Source organism: Falsiruegeria sp. JB4-1, assembly GCF_055693495.1.
Genome location: NZ_JBVFTZ010000001.1, coordinates 3,804,288 through 3,819,392, shown reverse-complemented (window position 1 = coordinate 3,819,392; position 15,105 = coordinate 3,804,288). Strand labels below are relative to the sequence as shown.

Here is a 15,105-nt window from a genome sequence, read left to right as displayed (position 1 = left end):
TTGACTTAGTAAGCGTTCATGGTCAGCAGTTCATATTCTGCGACCATTTCGTCATCCTGATTGGTCAGTGTCACGTGCCAGCGCACCTCGCCGTATTCATCCGTGCGGCGGGTCTTTTTCTTGACGCTCAGGCGCACCTTGATGCTGTCACCGGCGCTGACCGGCTTCATGAACCGCAGGTTATCCAAGCCGGTATTCGCCAGAACCGGACCTTCGTTTGGTTCGACAAACAAACCAGCCGCAAAGCTAAGCAGCAAATAGCCATGCGCCACACGACCAGGGAAGAACGGGTTCCGTTTGGCGGCGTCGTCATCCATGTGAGCATAGAACGTGTCGCCGGTGAAGTTCGCAAACAGCTCGATATCGTCCATCGTGACAGTGCGCGACGCGGTGTGCAGCGTCTCGCCGATCGACAACTCGCCGAACTTGCGGGTGAAGGGGTGTGCGGGGCCTTTGACTTCGGGCGCGCCGGGCACCCAAGTGCCGCCGATGGCGCTCAGCATTTCGGGTGAGCCTTGGATGGCGGTGCGCTGCATATAGTGCTTCACGCCACGCACGCCGCCCATTTCTTCACCACCGCCCGCGCGGCCGGGGCCACCATGCACCATGTGGGGCAGCGGAGAGCCGTGACCTGTCGATTCCTTCATCGAGGTGCGGTTGTTGATGTAGATCCGGCCGTTGTAGGCACCCGAGCCAAACACGACGTCACGAGCGACGGTTGCATCATTTGTGATGACGGAAGTCACCAGCGAACCTTGGCCACGGTTGGCGATATTGATCGCGTGATCCAGATCACGGTAGCCCATGATGGTCGAGACGGGGCCAAAGGCCTCGGTGTCGTGCACGCGCTGGGCGTTGTCCGGGTCGGCGCAGTGAAACAGCATCGGCGGCAGGAACGCGCCTTTGTCCTTGTTTGCGCCTTCGACGGCAAAGTTTTCGGGGTCGCCAAAGACGCGTTCGGCCTCTTGCCCGATGATCGCTGCCTTTTCCAACACGTCCTGTTTCTGACCATTCGACACCAGTGCACCCATGCGTGTGGTTTCCAGGCGCGGATCGCCGATCAGAGTTTTCGACAGGCGCGCAGACAGAGCCTCGATCACGGCCTGCACCGAAGTTTCTGGCGCGATGATGCGGCGTATTGCGGTGCATTTCTGACCCGCCTTGGCGGTCATCTCGCGGCTGACCTCTTTGACAAACAGATCAAACTCGGGGGTTCCGGGCTCGGCGTCAGTGCCAAGGATCGAGGCGTTGAGGCTGTCCTGTTCCGACACAAACCGCACCGCGTTGTTCACGATCGCAGGCGTCTGGCGCAGTTTTAGCGCGGTGTCGGCAGAGCCAGTAAAGCTGACCACATCCTGCATGCCCAGCCGGTCCAGCATGTCACCCAGACCGCCCGAGACCAGTTGCAGAGCACCGGCGGGCAGGATGCCGCTGTCGAGCATTATCTTGACCGCCAGTTCCGTGACATAACAGCTGTTGGTCGCCGGTTTCACGATCGCAGGTACACCCGCTAACAGGGTGGGGGCCAGTTTTTCCAACATGCCCCAGACCGGGAAGTTGAAAGCGTTGATGTGGACCGCGACGCCGTGCAACGGGGTGCAGACGTGTTGTCCCAGAAAGGTGCCATTGCGGCTAAGCTGTTCGACATCGCCGTCCAGATATACCTGCCCGTCGGGCATTTCGCGGCGGCCTTTGGAAGCAAAGACAAACATCGTGCCGATGCCGCCATCGATGTCGATCAAGTGGTCGCTTTGGGTCGCACCGGTTTCAAAGCTCAGGTCATAAAGCGCCTGCTTCTGCGCACCCAGTGCATTTGCCAGTGCCTTGAGCATTTTGGCGCGGTCGTGGAATCCCATCTGGCGCAGAGCAGGGCCACCCACGTTGCGGGCGTAGTCCAGCATGCCTTGCACATCGAGTGCGTTGTTGCCTGCGCTGGCAAACGCTTCACCCGTGATGGCCGAAGCGATGGTGCGAGCACCGCTGCCCGGCGCGATCCATTCACCGGCGGCAAAGCTGGAAATCTGCTGCAAACTCATCGGAAGTCTCCTTGGTGTCGATCAGGCAGAGTCGCGCCCGGTTTTGCTCATGTTATGATTAACCGAATGATCGGTCAATTAATTGAGTCAAAAAAACCCGCCGAAGCGGAAAAAGGCCGGATGCAGGTGCATCCGGCCAAAGAGATTTAGTGGCCCAATGCGCCCATCTGCTGCGGCAAGTAAAGCACCACGATGGGGACCAGAACGATCAGGGCGAGGCGGAAGATGTCCGCGATCCAGAAGGGTGTAACGCCACGAAAGATCGTACCGGTGGACACGTCGCCAACCACCCCTTTCAGGATGAAAACGTTCAGGCCCACAGGCGGCGTGATCAACGAGATTTCGGTGACGACAACCACCACGATGCCGAACCAGATCGGGTCATACCCCAGCGACGTCACCAGCGGGAAGAAGATCGGTACGGTCAGCAGCAGCATCGAGAGCGATTCAAACACGCAACCCAAGATGATGTAGATGCCCAGGATCATTAGGATCACCACAAAGGGCGCGACGTCATAAGCCGTCACCATGGCGATCAGCGCTTCGGGCAGACCCGCAAGGTTGATGAAGTTCGAAAAGATCTGCGCCCCGATCAGCACCGCAAAAAGCGCCGCAGCCGTAAAAGTGGTCTCTTTCAGAACCTCAAAGGTCGATCCTATGGTCAGACCACCCCGAAATAGCGCGATCAGAAAGGCTCCGGCCGCGCCCATACCGGCCGCCTCAGTCGGGGAAAAGGTCAGGTTCAGCGGTTCAAAGTCAAACGCGCCATACAGCCCGCCGATCACCAGGAAGAACAAGAGCAGCACAGCCCAAACCGAGCCAAGCGCCTTGAACCGCTCACCCCAACTGGCGCGCTCGCCTGCTGGGCCCGAGTTCGGGTTGCGCCAGACGGTCCAGCGGACGGCAAACAGGTAGAACAGGATGCCCAAGATACCCGGGATGATGCCGGCCATGAACAGCTTGCCGATCGAGGTTTCGGTCAGCAGACCATAGATCACCAGGATCACTGACGGAGGAATTAGGATACCGAGTGTACCTCCCGCCGCAATGGAGGCAGTGGACAGCTCGTCCGAGTAACCATAGCGGCGCATTTCCGGCATCGCGACTTTGGACATGGTCGCCGCAGTGGCCAGTGATGAGCCGCAGATGGCCGAGAACCCACCACAGGCGGCAACGGTCGCCATGGCGATCCCGCCGCGCATGTGACCCAAGAAAGCGTTGGACACGGCATAAAGCTCGCGCGCCATGCCCCCCTTGTTCACGAAAAGGCCCATCAGGATGAAGAGAGGGACAACCGACAGGCCATAGTCCTGTGCGGTATCGGTGATTTGGCGGCCAACCATCGACATCGCGGCCTTGAGGCCGCGTTCGTCAAAGATCGAGCCGCCGCGCTCGTAGGCAAAGCCAAGTGTGCCAACAAGGCCCATGGCAAAAACGATGGGCATCCGGATCAGAACGAGAACCAGAACAAGGAAAAATCCGATCAGGGCGGCGGTCATTGGTTCGGCTCCGCGAGAAGGTTGGGGGCAAAGAGAAGGATCAGGCCATTGATGATCATCGCGATGGCTGAAACGGCGACAGTGAGGGTGATGAACCAACCGACGTAGAAGACGGGGATCGCCAGATATTCGGTCACATCCCCATAGTCGCGTGCGCGTTCCGCCAGGATCCAGACACGCTGAACCGGCCAATAAAGGATCACGCCGCAAAAGACATTGAGCAGCCCGTCACGCAGACGGCTGAGGCGAAAGCGGTTGAACAAGCCGTCAGTCAGATCGACGGCAATGTGGCCATTCTGGACCGAGATGATGGGCAGCACGGAAAAGACAAGAACCGCCATCAGAATGCGGGTCAGTTCTGTTGCGGCCTCAATGGGTGAATTGAACATTGACCGCAAGATGACATCGGCAAAAGTCATGATCATCAGGATGAACAGAGCAATGCAGGCGACCACAATTGGCACGATGCTGGCGCTGCGGGCGAGCTTGAGAAGGGGAGACATGTGGGCTCCTTTGCAGGGGTCCGAAGGGTGGGGCGGCAGGACCCGCCGCCCCGGTGGACAGGCTTAGTTTGCGGCCATGTCCGACTTGATTTGGTCATACGCGGCTTGCGCATCGATGCCAGCATCGGTGACTTCGGCCAGAACCTTGGCGCGAACTTCTTCGGCGATGGCGTTGAACTTCTCCAGATCCGCGTCCGAAGCCGCGTTGATCGCGTTGCCATCGGTCGATTGGGTTGCTTCACGGCCGATGCCGTCGATCTCGTCCCAGATCTTACCGATCTCACGGCTCAGCGGTTCACCAAAGACTTTCTCGTCCAACGCCGCTTGGATGTCAGCAGGCAGATCGGCAAAGGTGTCTTCGTTCATGATGAAAGCGAACGAGCCACGGTACAGGCCGCCGGGAACTTCATAGACGTTTTTGGCAACCTCGGTCAGCTTGAAGCCCTTGCGGGATTCAAACGGCATGACAACGCCGTCGGCTGCGTTCGAGGCCAGGGTTTCGTATACCTTGGGGGCCGGAACTTTGATGCCGGTGGCGCCTAGGGCGGCTCCAACGTCGCCGCCGACACCGCCGGGGATCCGCACCTTGAGGCCGGCGATCTGGCTCATGTCTGTGACGGCTGCGTTCGAGTGCAACTGAGCTGGACCATGTGTGTGCAAAGCGATCAGCTTGACGCCGCGGTGCTCGTTCGCCTCGGCAAGATATTTTTCATATGCGCGCCAGTAGGCGACCGATGCAGCCTCGGCCGAGCCTTCGTAGCCGGGCAGTTCGATCAGCTTGGTGGTGACAAAGCGGCCGGGCTGGTAGCCGTGGAAGATGATCGAGGCATCAGCGGCGCCGTCCTGAATCAAATCCATCTGTGCAGGGGGAGGGCGATGCCCAGTTTCAGCTCGGCTGTGACTTTGCCGTCGGTGGCCTCCTCAACCATCTCGACGAACTTGGGCCACATCTTGGCGTTGATGCCGTGGGTTGGCGGTGCCCAACTTGAAATCGTCAGGGTGTAGTCGGCTGCAAACGCTGCCGCGCCCGATACGGCCAAGGCCGCCGAGGCCAGCAGAGTGCTCAGTTTCGTGAATTTTACCATTGGGTTTCCTCCCTCGCAGAATGGTGTTGATGAACGCGGATAATGGTTGTTTTTGTAACCATCAACGCATTGTGGGTAGTCTTATGATCGGTTCATTTTTTCGATTTGGGGTGTGTATGGTGTGTTCTGGATTTCGTTAAGATGCAGATTTCATGCAGCTTTTTCCTGCTTGGATGAGGCCAGGAACATCGGCCCACCGCGCCAGCGGGGAAAGCCGTAGCCAAAAAGTTTCACCACATCCACATCTTCGGCGCGCTCGGCGATTCCCTCACTTACGATCTGCTGACCCTCACGCGCCAGCACGTCCAACAGCCGGTCCGAGATCTGTTCGGCAGTGAAAGTGTGGCGAGTCAAACCGTTGTTTTTGGAGTATGAGACGACCAGCTCTTCGACTTCCGCGTCGCGGATCGGCGTGCGCGATCCGTCTTCGTAGCAATACCAACCCTTACCGGTACGCTGGCCCAGGCGATTCATTTCGCAGAGCGTGTCAGCGATGCGCTCGTACCGTTCGTTCGGGTCACGTGTTGTGGCCTGACGTTTGCGGTTGGCCCAAGCAATCTGAAGCCCGGTGAGGTCCTGCAGTTCAAACGGCCCCATGGGCATTCCAGCGGCGCGCATGGCCGCGTCGACCTGATGCGGCAAGGCTCCATCAGCCAGCAGGTATTCCGCTTCGCGCCTGTAAGCGGCCAGCATCCGGTTGCCGATGAACCCGTCACAAATACCCGATAGGACCGAGACTTTGCGCAGGCGTTTGCCCAGGGCAAAGCCGGTGGCGATGACCTGCGGATCGGTGTCAGGGGTTTTGACGATTTCGAGCAGTTTCATCACATGCGCGGGGCTGAAGAAATGCAGACCGAGACAGCGCGACAGGTTGGGGATGCCGTCAAAGATCAGTGTCGGGTCCAGGTATGAGGTGTTGGTCGCCAGGATCGCATCCGGTCCCATGACGGCCGCCAACTGGCGGAATACGTCACGTTTGACGTCCAGATCCTCGAACACTGCCTCGATCGCCAGATCGGCGTCTGCGGCATCTGCGTAGCTATCGGTTGTCGCCAAGCGCGCCAGCATATCGGAATGGTCGTCTGCCGAGAATTTGCCGCGTTTCACACCGCCTTCGATCAAGCCGGACACGCGCGTTTTGGCCGCGTCAGCAGCAGGAGCATCCCGCTCGATCAGCGTTACCGAAAGACCACCGCTCAGGCAGGCCATGGCGATCCCGGCGCCCATCAGGCCGCCGCCAACGATGGCGATCCGGTTCAGAGCGCGCGGCTCTACCCCGGCGATCAGATTGGGCTTGCTAACGGCGCGTTCAGCAAAAAACGCATACCGCAAGGCGCGGCTTTCGACCGAGTGTCGCAGCTTCAGGTGCAAGGTGCGCTCGACCGGTTGACCTTGCTCAAACGGCAGAGCAGCCCACTGTAGTGCCTCGAGGTTCAGGGCCGGAGACTGCTGGCCTTTTGCCCGCCTTTTCAACGCAACTTCTGTTGCGGCGTATTCATCCAACGGCAATGCCGCGACCGTGCGGTCCCGCACTTTCACAGGGCGTTCGGGCAAGTTCTGAGCAAACGCGCGGACGGCCTCTTTCAGTTCGCCCTGCGCAATCTGATCCACTCCACCCAATTCCAACAATTTCTCAGCAGGCAGGATTTTACCCGAGCATGCCATGTCGACTGCCGCCTGCATCCCGATCAGGCGGGGCGCGCGTTGCGTGCCGCCTGCACCGGGGACCAGACCCACATTCACCTCGGGCAGGCCAAACTTGGTGCCGGGTGCAGCGATCCGCCAGGCGCAGCCCATGGCGATCTCGAACCCGCCGCCCAAGACGTTGCCTTGCATCGCCGCGATGAAGGGTGTTTCGCTGTCCTCGATCATCTGCACCACGTCGGGCAGGTGGGGCTCTTCAGGCGCTCGGTCAAACTCGGACATGTCACCGCCAGCCACAAAGGTGCGACGGGCGCAGGTCAGGATGGCAACGCGCGCGCCTTGAACCTTTTGCACCGCCGCAGCAAGGCCTGCACGCACAGCGGTCGAAGTTGCGTTCACCGGGGGATTGTCAATCTCAACCCAGGCGATGTCGCCCTCATGCGTGACCGTAACAACCGCGCTGTCCGTCATGTGCTTTGTCCTCAAAATCGGAGAATCAACATATTCGAAAAATTTATTGACCAACCGTTCGGTTAATGCAACTGTTTTGTAGAAACATCTGCAAAGCGGGCCTGACATGAGCGATACGATTCTTGCGCAAGACCATGGAAATTGGGTGGAAATCACCCTCAACCGTCCAGATCGCCTGAACAGCTTCAACGACGAAATGCACTATGCGCTGCGTGCTGCGCTTGAAAATGCGCGTGATTCTGGCGCTCGTGCGGTGCTGTTGACCGGGGCTTAGCCGCGGTTTTTGTGCGGGTCAGGATCTGGGCGACCGCGACCCATCAAAGATGGACGGCCCGCCTGATCTGGGCAAAACTGTGCGCACCTTCTATGCACCGTTGGTCACGCTCATTCGGTCGCTGAACTTCCCCGTCATCTGCGCCGTCAACGGTGTTGCTGCCGGGGCAGGGGCCAACATTGCGCTGGCCTGTGACATGGTGCTGGCAGGCGAAAGCGCCAAGTTCATCCAGTCCTTTTCCAAGGTCGGCTTGATTCCGGACACCGGCGGCTCGTGGCATTTGCCGCGCCTGCTGGGTGAGGCGCGCGCCAAGGGACTGGCCTTCACCGCGCAACCCCTGCCAGCCAAACAGGCCGAGGATTGGGGGCTGATCTGGAAGGCCCTGCCGGACGACGATTTGATGTCCGAGGCCCGCGCGCTGGCCGAGCAGTTCGCCAATGGCCCGACACTGGGCATGGGCCTGACCAAGCAGTGCATTCAGGCGGCCGCGACCGATGATCTGATCGAACACCTTGAAATGGAAGCCGATGCCATGAAAACCTGTGGCGAAAGCGCGGACTACGCCGAAGGCGTCACTGCGTTTCTGGAAAAACGAAGCCCCAAGTTTCAAGGCAAGTGACAATGACGCCAAAAACCCGCGCAGAACGTGCCGCCCAAGCCATGTGGGATGGGGATCAGGCCTCGAAATGGGCCGGGATGGAAATCACCTATGTTGATGAGGCGACCGCGACGCTTGAGATGACCGTCGAGGCGCATCATTGCAACGGGCATGGGATATGCCACGGCGGCGTGACCTTCATGCTGGCCGACAGTGCCTTTGCATTTGCCTGCAACAGTCGCAACCAATCAACGGTTGCCCAACACAATGTGATCAGCTTCATCGCGCCCGGACAATTGGGCGACCGGCTGATCGCCACCGCAACCGAGCTGAGCCTGACCGGGCGCAGCGGGATTTATGATGTAACCGTGACCAATCAGGACGGCCAACAGATCGCCGAATTCCGGGGCTTTTCCCGGGCGATCAAAGGCACCCTGTTTGATGAAGATTAAGGTGTGGAGGACGCCATGAAGGACCTGACCCCGAACAAAGCCGACCTGGACCCGATCGAGATTGCCTCGATCGACGAGATCCGCGCCAAACAGCTGGAACGGATGAAGTGGTCGCTGCGCCACGCCTATGACAACGTGCCGATGTATAAGCAGCGGTTCGATGAGGCGGGCGTACACCCCGACGATCTGCAAAGCTTGGCCGATCTGGCCAAGTTTCCGTTCACCTACAAGAACGATTTGCGCGACAACTATCCCTTTGGTCTTTTTGCCGTGCCACGCGAACAAATCATCCGCCTGCATGCCTCGTCGGGCACCACCGGCAAGGCCACGGTGGTAGGATATACCGCCAACGACATCAACAATTGGGCTGATCTACTGGCCCGTTCCCTGCGTGCCTCGGGCTTGTGCAAGGGCGACATGGTGCACAACGCCTATGGCTATGGCCTGTTCACCGGTGGCCTGGGCGCGCATTACGGCATCGAACGCCTTGGCGCGACTGTGGTGCCCATGGGCGGCGGCCAGACCGAAAAGCAGGTCGGGTTGATCAACGATTTCAAACCCGACGGCATCATGGTGACGCCGTCCTATATGCTCAACATCCTTGAGCAGTTTCACAAGATGGGTCTGGACCCGCGCGAAAGCTCATTGTCGGTGGGTGTCTTCGGCGCCGAACCCTGGACCAACGCCATGCGGCTTGAGGTCGAGCAGGCATTCGACATGCATGCGGTCGACATCTACGGCCTGTCCGAGATCATGGGGCCGGGGGTGGCCAACGAATGCGTCGAGACCAAAGATGGCCTGCATGTTTGGGAAGACCATTTCTATCCCGAGGTCATTGATCCGGAAACTGGTGAGGTACTACCCGACGGCGAAATGGGCGAGCTGGTGTTCACCACGCTCACCAAAGAGGGCCTGCCGATGGTCCGCTATCGTACACGCGATCTGACACGATTGTTGCCGGGAACCGCACGGTCACTGCGTCGGATGGAGAAGATCACTGGCCGTTCAGACGACATGATCATTCTGCGCGGCGTCAATGTTTTCCCGACACAGATCGAGGAACAGCTGATGGCCACCGGCGGGCTGGCCCCGCATTTCCAGATCGAACTCTACAAATCCGGGCGCATGGATGCTATGCGGGTCTTTGTCGAAGCCAACCCAGATGCGGCTGACGAGTTGAGCAAGACGGCCGCTGCGCGGATGCTGAGCAAGCGGATCAAGGACATCGTGGGCGTTTCGACGGAAATTATCGTGGGCGATCCCGGCGAGGTGGCGCGCTCCGAAGGCAAAGCCAAGCGCGTCGTCGACAACCGAGGCAAGGAGTAGAATTTGGCCCGCACGATTGCAAAAGACCATGATCAGAAACGGGCTCAGATCCTGAAATCCGCCGCGCGCGTGTTCGCGCGCGAGGGGTTCGACCGTGCGTCAATGACTCAATTGGCGCGGGAATGTGGGATATCCAAGGCGAATATCTATCACTACTACGACAGCAAGGATGCCATCTTGTATGACATCCTTGAAACCTACCTGCGCGAACTGCGCGACCTGATCTGCGGGATCGAGTTGGACGGGCTGTCCAGTGAGGAACGGCTGCACAAAGTGGTGGCCGAGATCCTGCTGGCCTATCAGGGTGTGGATGATGAACACCGGGTGCAGACCAGCGGTATGTCCGCCTTGCCTGAAGAGCAGCAAAAGTTGCTGCGCCGCTATCAGCGCGACATGGTCGAGTTTGTCAGCAGCATCATCGCTGAAAACGCACCACTAGAGATCGCAAATGACGGTGAGAAGCTCCGCTCTGCTACCATGTCCGTCTTTGGGATGTTGAATTGGTACTACATGTGGAACACCGGTGCGGGACCCAACGCGCGCGAAGATTACGCGGCGGTGGTCTCCAACCTGACGCTTGGTGGTCTGAGTAAAATCTAGAAAGTTTGAGTTTCTTCTGAGCCGTACAAAGAGCTGCGCGGCCTGTCGGCCTTGCGTCCTGCGGACGGCAGGGGCGAGGTTCACGCGGGCTTTGCCCGCGTGAACCTCGCCCAACTGGAGGAGATGGCCCGCGAGGGCCATCAATGAGGGGCGGGAGCCTCTCGGAATTAGGGGCGTTTCAAGCCGAGGGTATCGAGCACGGTGGATGCTTCAACTTCCCAACGTGTCTTGAGTTCGGCGTTCGTGGTACGACGCAAACCCATGTCTTTAAGTGCAGCCGCCTTGTTCGACGCACCTGAACCAAAGCTTGCGGCCACACGAGGCCACCAGTAATCGACCGATGTCTGCATGTCCGATGTCGTGCCTTCTTGCGCCAATTTCAGTGCGCCTTCGACAGCCAGTTCTGCGTGGCGGGTTTCCACAGGCAGGATAGCGCGGAATGCCTCGGCCAGAGGTTGATACGAGATCAACGAGAACTCGGTCAGTTGGATCACCACGGCCCGGCTCATCAGTACGTTCATCACCACGGAATCAACCCAGCCATCCAGCGGATAGTTGAACACCGCCAGGCGCATGTCGTGATCGCTGCGGGATGTCCCTATGTCGGCATCACGACCAAGGCGTGCGGTCCACGGATGGTGCGAGGCATAGCGGTCCGCATCCACGCCGAACTCGGCCATGACTCGCAGCACACGGTCGGCGTTGTCGGTCTTTTCCAGCACGATCTTGGCAGCGGCGATCCGTTCCTTGATGCCGGGACCAGCGTTGATCACATCCGCAAAACCGGCAGCGCCTGCCAGTTCACTGTCCACAAAGATCGCCATCAGTTTCATCAGCTCGGCGCGATAGCGTGGTGGCACATTGGTGGGATTGGTCAGTACCCCGCCGGCGGCCAGGTAGCTTTCGATTGTCATATCTTCTGCCATGATCGCTCTCCTTACTGATCAAAATCGACTGTGACGGAATCCGTCAGCGGGAAGGCCTGGCAGGACAGGACATAGCCTTTCTCGACCTCGTAGTCCTCCAGCGCGTGGTTCGCGACCATTTCGACCTCGCCGTCCAGCACCTTACAGCGACATGTTGAACAAACTCCTGCCTTGCAGGCATAGGGCGCGTCCATCGCGTTTTCGAGCGCACCATCCAGGATCGACATGTCCTTGGGCATGGTGATCGTCTGGGTCGAGCCATCCATCGTGATAGCCGCCTTGGTCTGGTTCGCGCTGCTGGCAGCATCACCCGATGTGGTCTTGCGTTTGGCGCGGCCGGGCTGGGCGCTGGCAAAAAGTTCGAACTTGATCTGGGCATCATCCAGACCGTGATCGCGCAGAGCCGCGGCAATGCCCAGCATCATCGGTTCGGGTCCGCAGATGAATGCGGTGTCCACGGTTTTGACGTCGATCCAGTGTTTGAACAGCTCGGCGCATTTTTCCTGCGTCACCAGACCAGTGAACAGGTCGATGTCCTGTGCGTCGCTTTCCAGGATGTGGATCACGTTCAGGCGTCCCATGTAGAGGTTCTTGAGATCCTCCAGTTCCTCACGAAACATGATCGTGTTCACGCCCTTGTTGGCATAGACCAGTGTGAACCGCGCTTTGGGTTCACGCGCCAAAGTGGTTTTCAGGATCGACAGAACCGGGGTTACGCCCGAGCCACCGGCAAAACCGAGGTAATGCTTGTTGGCATCCGCATCGAGCGCGGTGAAGAAGCCGCCCATGGGTGGCATTGCCTGGATGGTGTCGCCCACCTTCAGCTCTTCATTGGCCCAGGTCGAAAAGGCTCCGCCGTCGACGCGTTTGATGCCGACCTGCAGGACACCATCATCCTTACCGGCGCAGATCGAATAGGACCGGCGCAGCTCTTCGCCGTCGAAATCGCGGCGGAAGGTCAGGTATTGGCCTTGAGTGAAATCGAATTCTTCGGCTGCGCCGTTGACGGGCTGCAGCGTGACCACGACAGCGTCGCGGATGGTTTTGTGAACGTCTGTGACGGTCAGATCGTGAAAGCGCGCCATGGGGCGTCTCCTCTTATCTGGGGCTCAGATGCATTTGAAATAGTCGAACGGTTCCAGGCAGTCGGTGCAGCGCCAATGCGCCTTGCAGGGGGTCGAGCCGAACTGACTGACCTTCTGCACATTCCCGCTGCCGCAGTTTGGGCACCGTTCTGGACCGCCCGCAGGTTGCGGTGGGGCGATCCCGTAATCTTCCAGTCGTGCCTTGCCGCGCTCGGTCAGCCAATCGGTGGTCCAGGCCGGGCTAAGCTGCTGCTTGAGCTGCAGCTTTTCGATCCCGTGGTCCCGAAGGGCGGTCTCGATATCCATGTTGATCACGGATGTGGCGGGGCACCCCGAGTAAGTCGGCGTCACCGTGACAGTCAGCGTGTCGTCTTGCCACGCGACGTCCCGGATGATGCCAAGATCCACGAGCGAGATCACAGGGATCTCGGGGTCGGGAACAGCATCTAGCCATTCCCAAACCTGTTTGACGCTTGGCTGTTCCATGGTGCTTTACCAGTTTCCGTCCGGATAGGCCCGCTGCAGCCACTGCATCGAGCACAGCAGGTGGCCCAGATGTTCAGTGTGCATGGTGCCGCTCTTGCCGCCCTTTTGGGCAAAGCGGTTGCCGGGCACGGTCAGCGTGGCCTCATCCAACACCTTTTGCACCAGCGCGTCATATTCTTCGCGCAGGGTACTGGGATCCGGAGCAATGCCGGCCGCAATCATCTCGGCGTCGACTTCGTCGGTCAGGAACATCTCACCCACGTAAGGGTAAAGATAATCCAGCGCCTTCTGCATGCGCGCGTGGCTTTCTTCGGTTCCGTCACCAAGGGCGACAACCGTGTCGGCCGAGCGTTCCAGGTGATAGGCGATTTCCTTGCTGGCCTTTTCGGCGATCTCAGAGACACGTGTGTCGCTGCTTTTGATCAGGCGCGCAACGTAGATCGAATGCCAGGCATCGAACAGGAACTGACGCATGAGGGTCTGGCCAAAGTCGCCATTCGGCATCTCGACCAGCAGCACGTTGCGGAAATCCCAGGCATCGCGGTGAAAGGCCAGACGGTCCGCATCGCGACCTTCGCCTTCAACCTCGCCCGCATAGCCCAGCCAGAACTGGGTCTGGCCAATGAAATCCAGTGCGGTGTTTGACAGCGCAATGTCCTCTTCCAGGACCGGAGCCATACCGCACCATTCACTGATCCGGTGTCCCAGGATCAGGGTGTTGTCCCCCATACGCTGGAGGAACTCAAACAGAGCCTCGTTGCGGGTCATCACATGGCCCCCACTTCATCAGGAATGTCAAAGAAGGTCGGGTGACGATAAACCTTGCTTTCGCTGGGTTCATAAAGCGGGCCTTTGTCTGACGGGGACGAGGCGGAAATGTTCACGGCCTCGACCACCCAGATCGACACGCCTTCGTTGCGGCGGGTATAGACGTCGCGGGCGTTCTTGATCGCCATTTCGGCGTCGGGTGCATGCAGGCTGCCCACGTGACGGTGGCTCATGCCATGCTGGCCGCGGATGAAAACTTCCCACAGGGGCCATTCGTTGTTCATAGCTTGGGTCTCCTCCTGGCTGGGTACGAGGGGAGAAACCGGTGGTTAAAACCGGGCCCCTCGCACAGCGGATGTGTCTTCGTTTGTTACTCTGCCGCGACTTTTGCGGCTGCTTTTTTGCGGGCGTGGGCCAACATGCCTTCGCGCACCCAGGCGCCATCGTCCCAGGCCTTGTTGCGATCAGCCAGTCGGTCGACGTTGCAGGGGCCGTTGCCTTTGATCACGTCAAAGAATTCGGACCAGTCGGGCTGGCTGAAATCATAATGCCCGCGCTCTTCGTTCCATTTCAGGTTTTCGTCCGGAACGGTCAGGCCCAGGAATTCAGCCTGCGGCACGGTCTGGTCCACAAACTTCTGGCGCAGCTCGTCGTTTGTGTTGATCTTGATCTTCCACGCCATTGACTGTTCTGAATGGACCGAGTCTCCGTCAGGCGGGCCGAACATCATCAGCGACGGATACCAGTAGCGGTTAAGCGCATCCTGAGCCATCTTCTTCTGCGCGGGCGTACCCTCTGCGCAGGCGCGGATAGCGTCATAACCCTGACGCTGGTGAAAGCTCTCTTCCTTGCAGATGCGGATCATCGCGCGGGAATAGGGACCGTATGAGGTCCGCTGCAACGGCACTTGGTTCATGATCGCCGCGCCATCCACCAGCCAGCCGATGGCGCCGATATCGGCCCAGTTCAGCGAGGGGTAGTTGAAGATCGACGAATACTTCATGCGACCATCGAGCAGCATCTCTGTCATTTCATCTCGGCTGACACCTAGGGTCTCGGCCGCACAGTAGAGGTACAGACCATGGCCTGCCTCATCCTGGACCTTGGCCAGCAGGATCGCCTTGCGTTCCAGAGTGGGCGCTCGGGTGACCCAGTTGCCTTCGGGCAGGGTGCCGACGATCTCGGAATGGGCGTGCTGACCGATCTGACGGATCAGCGTTTTGCGATAACCCTGAGGCATCCAATCCTTGGGCTCGATCTTTTCGCCTGCGTCGATGCGGGCCTGAAAGGCTGCCAGCTTTTCAGGATCTTCCTGCGACGCTTCGGATTTGACCATCTGTGCATACATGGCA

15 protein-coding genes and 1 pseudogene are annotated in these 15,105 nt (G+C 59.2%); 4 read left to right on the top strand and 12 right to left on the bottom strand.

Annotated features, from left to right (window positions below; translation table 11 throughout):
- Nucleotides 1-5: 5 nt before the first annotated feature.
- From paaZ to ACZ1HE_RS19380, 6 genes are all read right to left on the bottom strand, one after another.
- On the bottom strand, nucleotides 6-2,036 hold the full coding sequence (paaZ, locus tag ACZ1HE_RS19405) for a phenylacetic acid degradation bifunctional protein PaaZ (RefSeq protein WP_472623476.1): 2,031 nt from the start codon (nucleotides 2,034-2,036) through the stop codon (nucleotides 6-8).
- Between the two features lie 146 nt (nucleotides 2,037-2,182).
- Nucleotides 2,183-3,535 carry a TRAP transporter large permease gene (locus ACZ1HE_RS19400; protein WP_472623474.1) on the bottom strand — a complete coding sequence of 451 codons (1,353 nt, stop codon included), beginning with the start codon at nucleotides 3,533-3,535 and terminating at the stop codon, nucleotides 2,183-2,185.
- Nucleotides 3,532-4,038: a TRAP transporter small permease gene (locus ACZ1HE_RS19395; RefSeq protein WP_472623472.1), complete on the bottom strand. Its 507-nt coding sequence runs from the start codon at nucleotides 4,036-4,038 to the stop codon at nucleotides 3,532-3,534. The genes ACZ1HE_RS19400 and ACZ1HE_RS19395 overlap by 4 nt, the downstream gene beginning before the upstream one ends.
- A gap of 63 nt (nucleotides 4,039-4,101) precedes the next feature.
- On the bottom strand, nucleotides 4,102-4,896 hold the full coding sequence (locus tag ACZ1HE_RS19390) for a TRAP transporter substrate-binding protein (protein WP_472623470.1): 795 nt from the start codon (nucleotides 4,894-4,896) through the stop codon (nucleotides 4,102-4,104).
- Complete coding sequence (locus ACZ1HE_RS19385; RefSeq protein WP_472623468.1) at nucleotides 4,887-5,123, bottom strand: hypothetical protein; 237 nt, start codon at nucleotides 5,121-5,123, stop codon at nucleotides 4,887-4,889. The genes ACZ1HE_RS19390 and ACZ1HE_RS19385 overlap by 10 nt, the downstream gene beginning before the upstream one ends.
- Before the next feature lie 150 nt (nucleotides 5,124-5,273).
- The gene (locus tag ACZ1HE_RS19380; protein ID WP_472623466.1) at nucleotides 5,274-7,238 is read right to left on the bottom strand and encodes an FAD-dependent oxidoreductase; all 1,965 of its coding nucleotides are present in this window, start codon (nucleotides 7,236-7,238) and stop codon (nucleotides 5,274-5,276) included.
- A gap of 106 nt (nucleotides 7,239-7,344) precedes the next feature.
- Between ACZ1HE_RS19380 and paaG the strand changes: the two are divergent.
- The 4 genes and pseudogenes from paaG to ACZ1HE_RS19360 all read left to right on the top strand — a co-directional run bounded on the left by paaG (nucleotide 7,345) and on the right by ACZ1HE_RS19360 (nucleotide 10,488).
- Nucleotides 7,345-8,131 (top strand): annotated as a pseudogene (gene paaG, locus ACZ1HE_RS19375) (2-(1,2-epoxy-1,2-dihydrophenyl)acetyl-CoA isomerase PaaG).
- A 2-nt stretch (nucleotides 8,132-8,133) separates the two neighbouring features.
- The gene (gene paaI, locus ACZ1HE_RS19370) at nucleotides 8,134-8,562 is read left to right on the top strand and encodes a hydroxyphenylacetyl-CoA thioesterase PaaI (RefSeq protein WP_472623464.1); all 429 of its coding nucleotides are present in this window, start codon (nucleotides 8,134-8,136) and stop codon (nucleotides 8,560-8,562) included.
- Between the two features lie 15 nt (nucleotides 8,563-8,577).
- Entirely contained in the window at nucleotides 8,578-9,888 is a 1,311-nt protein-coding gene (gene paaK, locus ACZ1HE_RS19365) for a phenylacetate--CoA ligase PaaK (RefSeq protein WP_472623462.1), read from the top strand.
- A 3-nt stretch (nucleotides 9,889-9,891) separates the two neighbouring features.
- A complete protein-coding gene (locus ACZ1HE_RS19360) occupies nucleotides 9,892-10,488 on the top strand; it encodes a TetR/AcrR family transcriptional regulator (protein ID WP_472623460.1) in 597 nt (198 codons plus the stop codon).
- Between the two features lie 167 nt (nucleotides 10,489-10,655).
- On the opposite strand, the gene ACZ1HE_RS19355 is transcribed toward ACZ1HE_RS19360, so the two are convergent.
- The 6 genes from ACZ1HE_RS19355 to paaA form a co-directional block, all read right to left on the bottom strand.
- Nucleotides 10,656-11,414 carry a Phenylacetic acid catabolic protein gene (locus tag ACZ1HE_RS19355; RefSeq protein ID WP_472623458.1) on the bottom strand — a complete coding sequence of 253 codons (759 nt, stop codon included), beginning with the start codon at nucleotides 11,412-11,414 and terminating at the stop codon, nucleotides 10,656-10,658.
- A gap of 11 nt (nucleotides 11,415-11,425) precedes the next feature.
- Nucleotides 11,426-12,499, bottom strand: coding sequence for a 1,2-phenylacetyl-CoA epoxidase subunit PaaE (paaE, locus tag ACZ1HE_RS19350; protein ID WP_472623456.1), 1,074 nt, complete (start codon nucleotides 12,497-12,499; stop codon nucleotides 11,426-11,428).
- Nucleotides 12,500-12,523: 24 nt separating this feature from the next.
- A complete protein-coding gene (gene paaD / locus ACZ1HE_RS19345) occupies nucleotides 12,524-12,985 on the bottom strand; it encodes a 1,2-phenylacetyl-CoA epoxidase subunit PaaD (protein ID WP_472623454.1) in 462 nt (153 codons plus the stop codon).
- 6 nt (nucleotides 12,986-12,991) lie between these two features.
- Nucleotides 12,992-13,753, bottom strand: coding sequence for a 1,2-phenylacetyl-CoA epoxidase subunit PaaC (paaC, locus tag ACZ1HE_RS19340; RefSeq protein WP_472623452.1), 762 nt, complete (start codon nucleotides 13,751-13,753; stop codon nucleotides 12,992-12,994).
- Nucleotides 13,753-14,037, bottom strand: a complete 285-nt coding sequence (paaB, locus tag ACZ1HE_RS19335) for a 1,2-phenylacetyl-CoA epoxidase subunit PaaB (protein ID WP_085794386.1) — start codon at nucleotides 14,035-14,037, stop codon at nucleotides 13,753-13,755. The genes paaC and paaB overlap by 1 nt, the downstream gene beginning before the upstream one ends.
- 86 nt (nucleotides 14,038-14,123) lie before the next feature.
- A complete protein-coding gene (gene paaA, locus ACZ1HE_RS19330; protein ID WP_472623450.1) occupies nucleotides 14,124-15,101 on the bottom strand; it encodes a 1,2-phenylacetyl-CoA epoxidase subunit PaaA in 978 nt (325 codons plus the stop codon).
- Between the last annotated feature and the right edge of the window lie 4 nt (nucleotides 15,102-15,105).

What these genes read in the sequence shown, in the direction of transcription:
- paaI (WP_472623464.1), top strand. Translation starts at nt 8,134, where the DNA reads ATGACGCCAAAAACCCGCGCAGAACGTGCCGCCCAAGCCATGTGGGAT.
- paaD (WP_472623454.1), bottom strand. Translation starts at nt 12,985, where the DNA reads ATGGAACAGCCAAGCGTCAAACAGGTTTGGGAATGGCTAGATGCTGTT.
- ACZ1HE_RS19400 (WP_472623474.1), bottom strand. Translation starts at nt 3,535, where the DNA reads ATGACCGCCGCCCTGATCGGATTTTTCCTTGTTCTGGTTCTCGTTCTG.
- ACZ1HE_RS19380 (WP_472623466.1), bottom strand. Translation starts at nt 7,238, where the DNA reads ATGACGGACAGCGCGGTTGTTACGGTCACGCATGAGGGCGACATCGCC.
- ACZ1HE_RS19385 (WP_472623468.1), bottom strand. Translation starts at nt 5,123, where the DNA reads ATGGTAAAATTCACGAAACTGAGCACTCTGCTGGCCTCGGCGGCCTTG.
- ACZ1HE_RS19390 (WP_472623470.1), bottom strand. Translation starts at nt 4,896, where the DNA reads ATGGATTTGATTCAGGACGGCGCCGCTGATGCCTCGATCATCTTCCAC.
- paaZ (WP_472623476.1), bottom strand. Translation starts at nt 2,036, where the DNA reads ATGAGTTTGCAGCAGATTTCCAGCTTTGCCGCCGGTGAATGGATCGCG.
- paaC (WP_472623452.1), bottom strand. Translation starts at nt 13,753, where the DNA reads ATGACCCGCAACGAGGCTCTGTTTGAGTTCCTCCAGCGTATGGGGGAC.
- ACZ1HE_RS19395 (WP_472623472.1), bottom strand. Translation starts at nt 4,038, where the DNA reads ATGTCTCCCCTTCTCAAGCTCGCCCGCAGCGCCAGCATCGTGCCAATT.
- ACZ1HE_RS19355 (WP_472623458.1), bottom strand. Translation starts at nt 11,414, where the DNA reads ATGGCAGAAGATATGACAATCGAAAGCTACCTGGCCGCCGGCGGGGTA.
- paaK (WP_472623462.1), top strand. Translation starts at nt 8,578, where the DNA reads ATGAAGGACCTGACCCCGAACAAAGCCGACCTGGACCCGATCGAGATT.
- paaE (WP_472623456.1), bottom strand. Translation starts at nt 12,499, where the DNA reads ATGGCGCGCTTTCACGATCTGACCGTCACAGACGTTCACAAAACCATC.
- paaB (WP_085794386.1), bottom strand. Translation starts at nt 14,037, where the DNA reads ATGAACAACGAATGGCCCCTGTGGGAAGTTTTCATCCGCGGCCAGCAT.
- paaA (WP_472623450.1), bottom strand. Translation starts at nt 15,101, where the DNA reads ATGTATGCACAGATGGTCAAATCCGAAGCGTCGCAGGAAGATCCTGAA.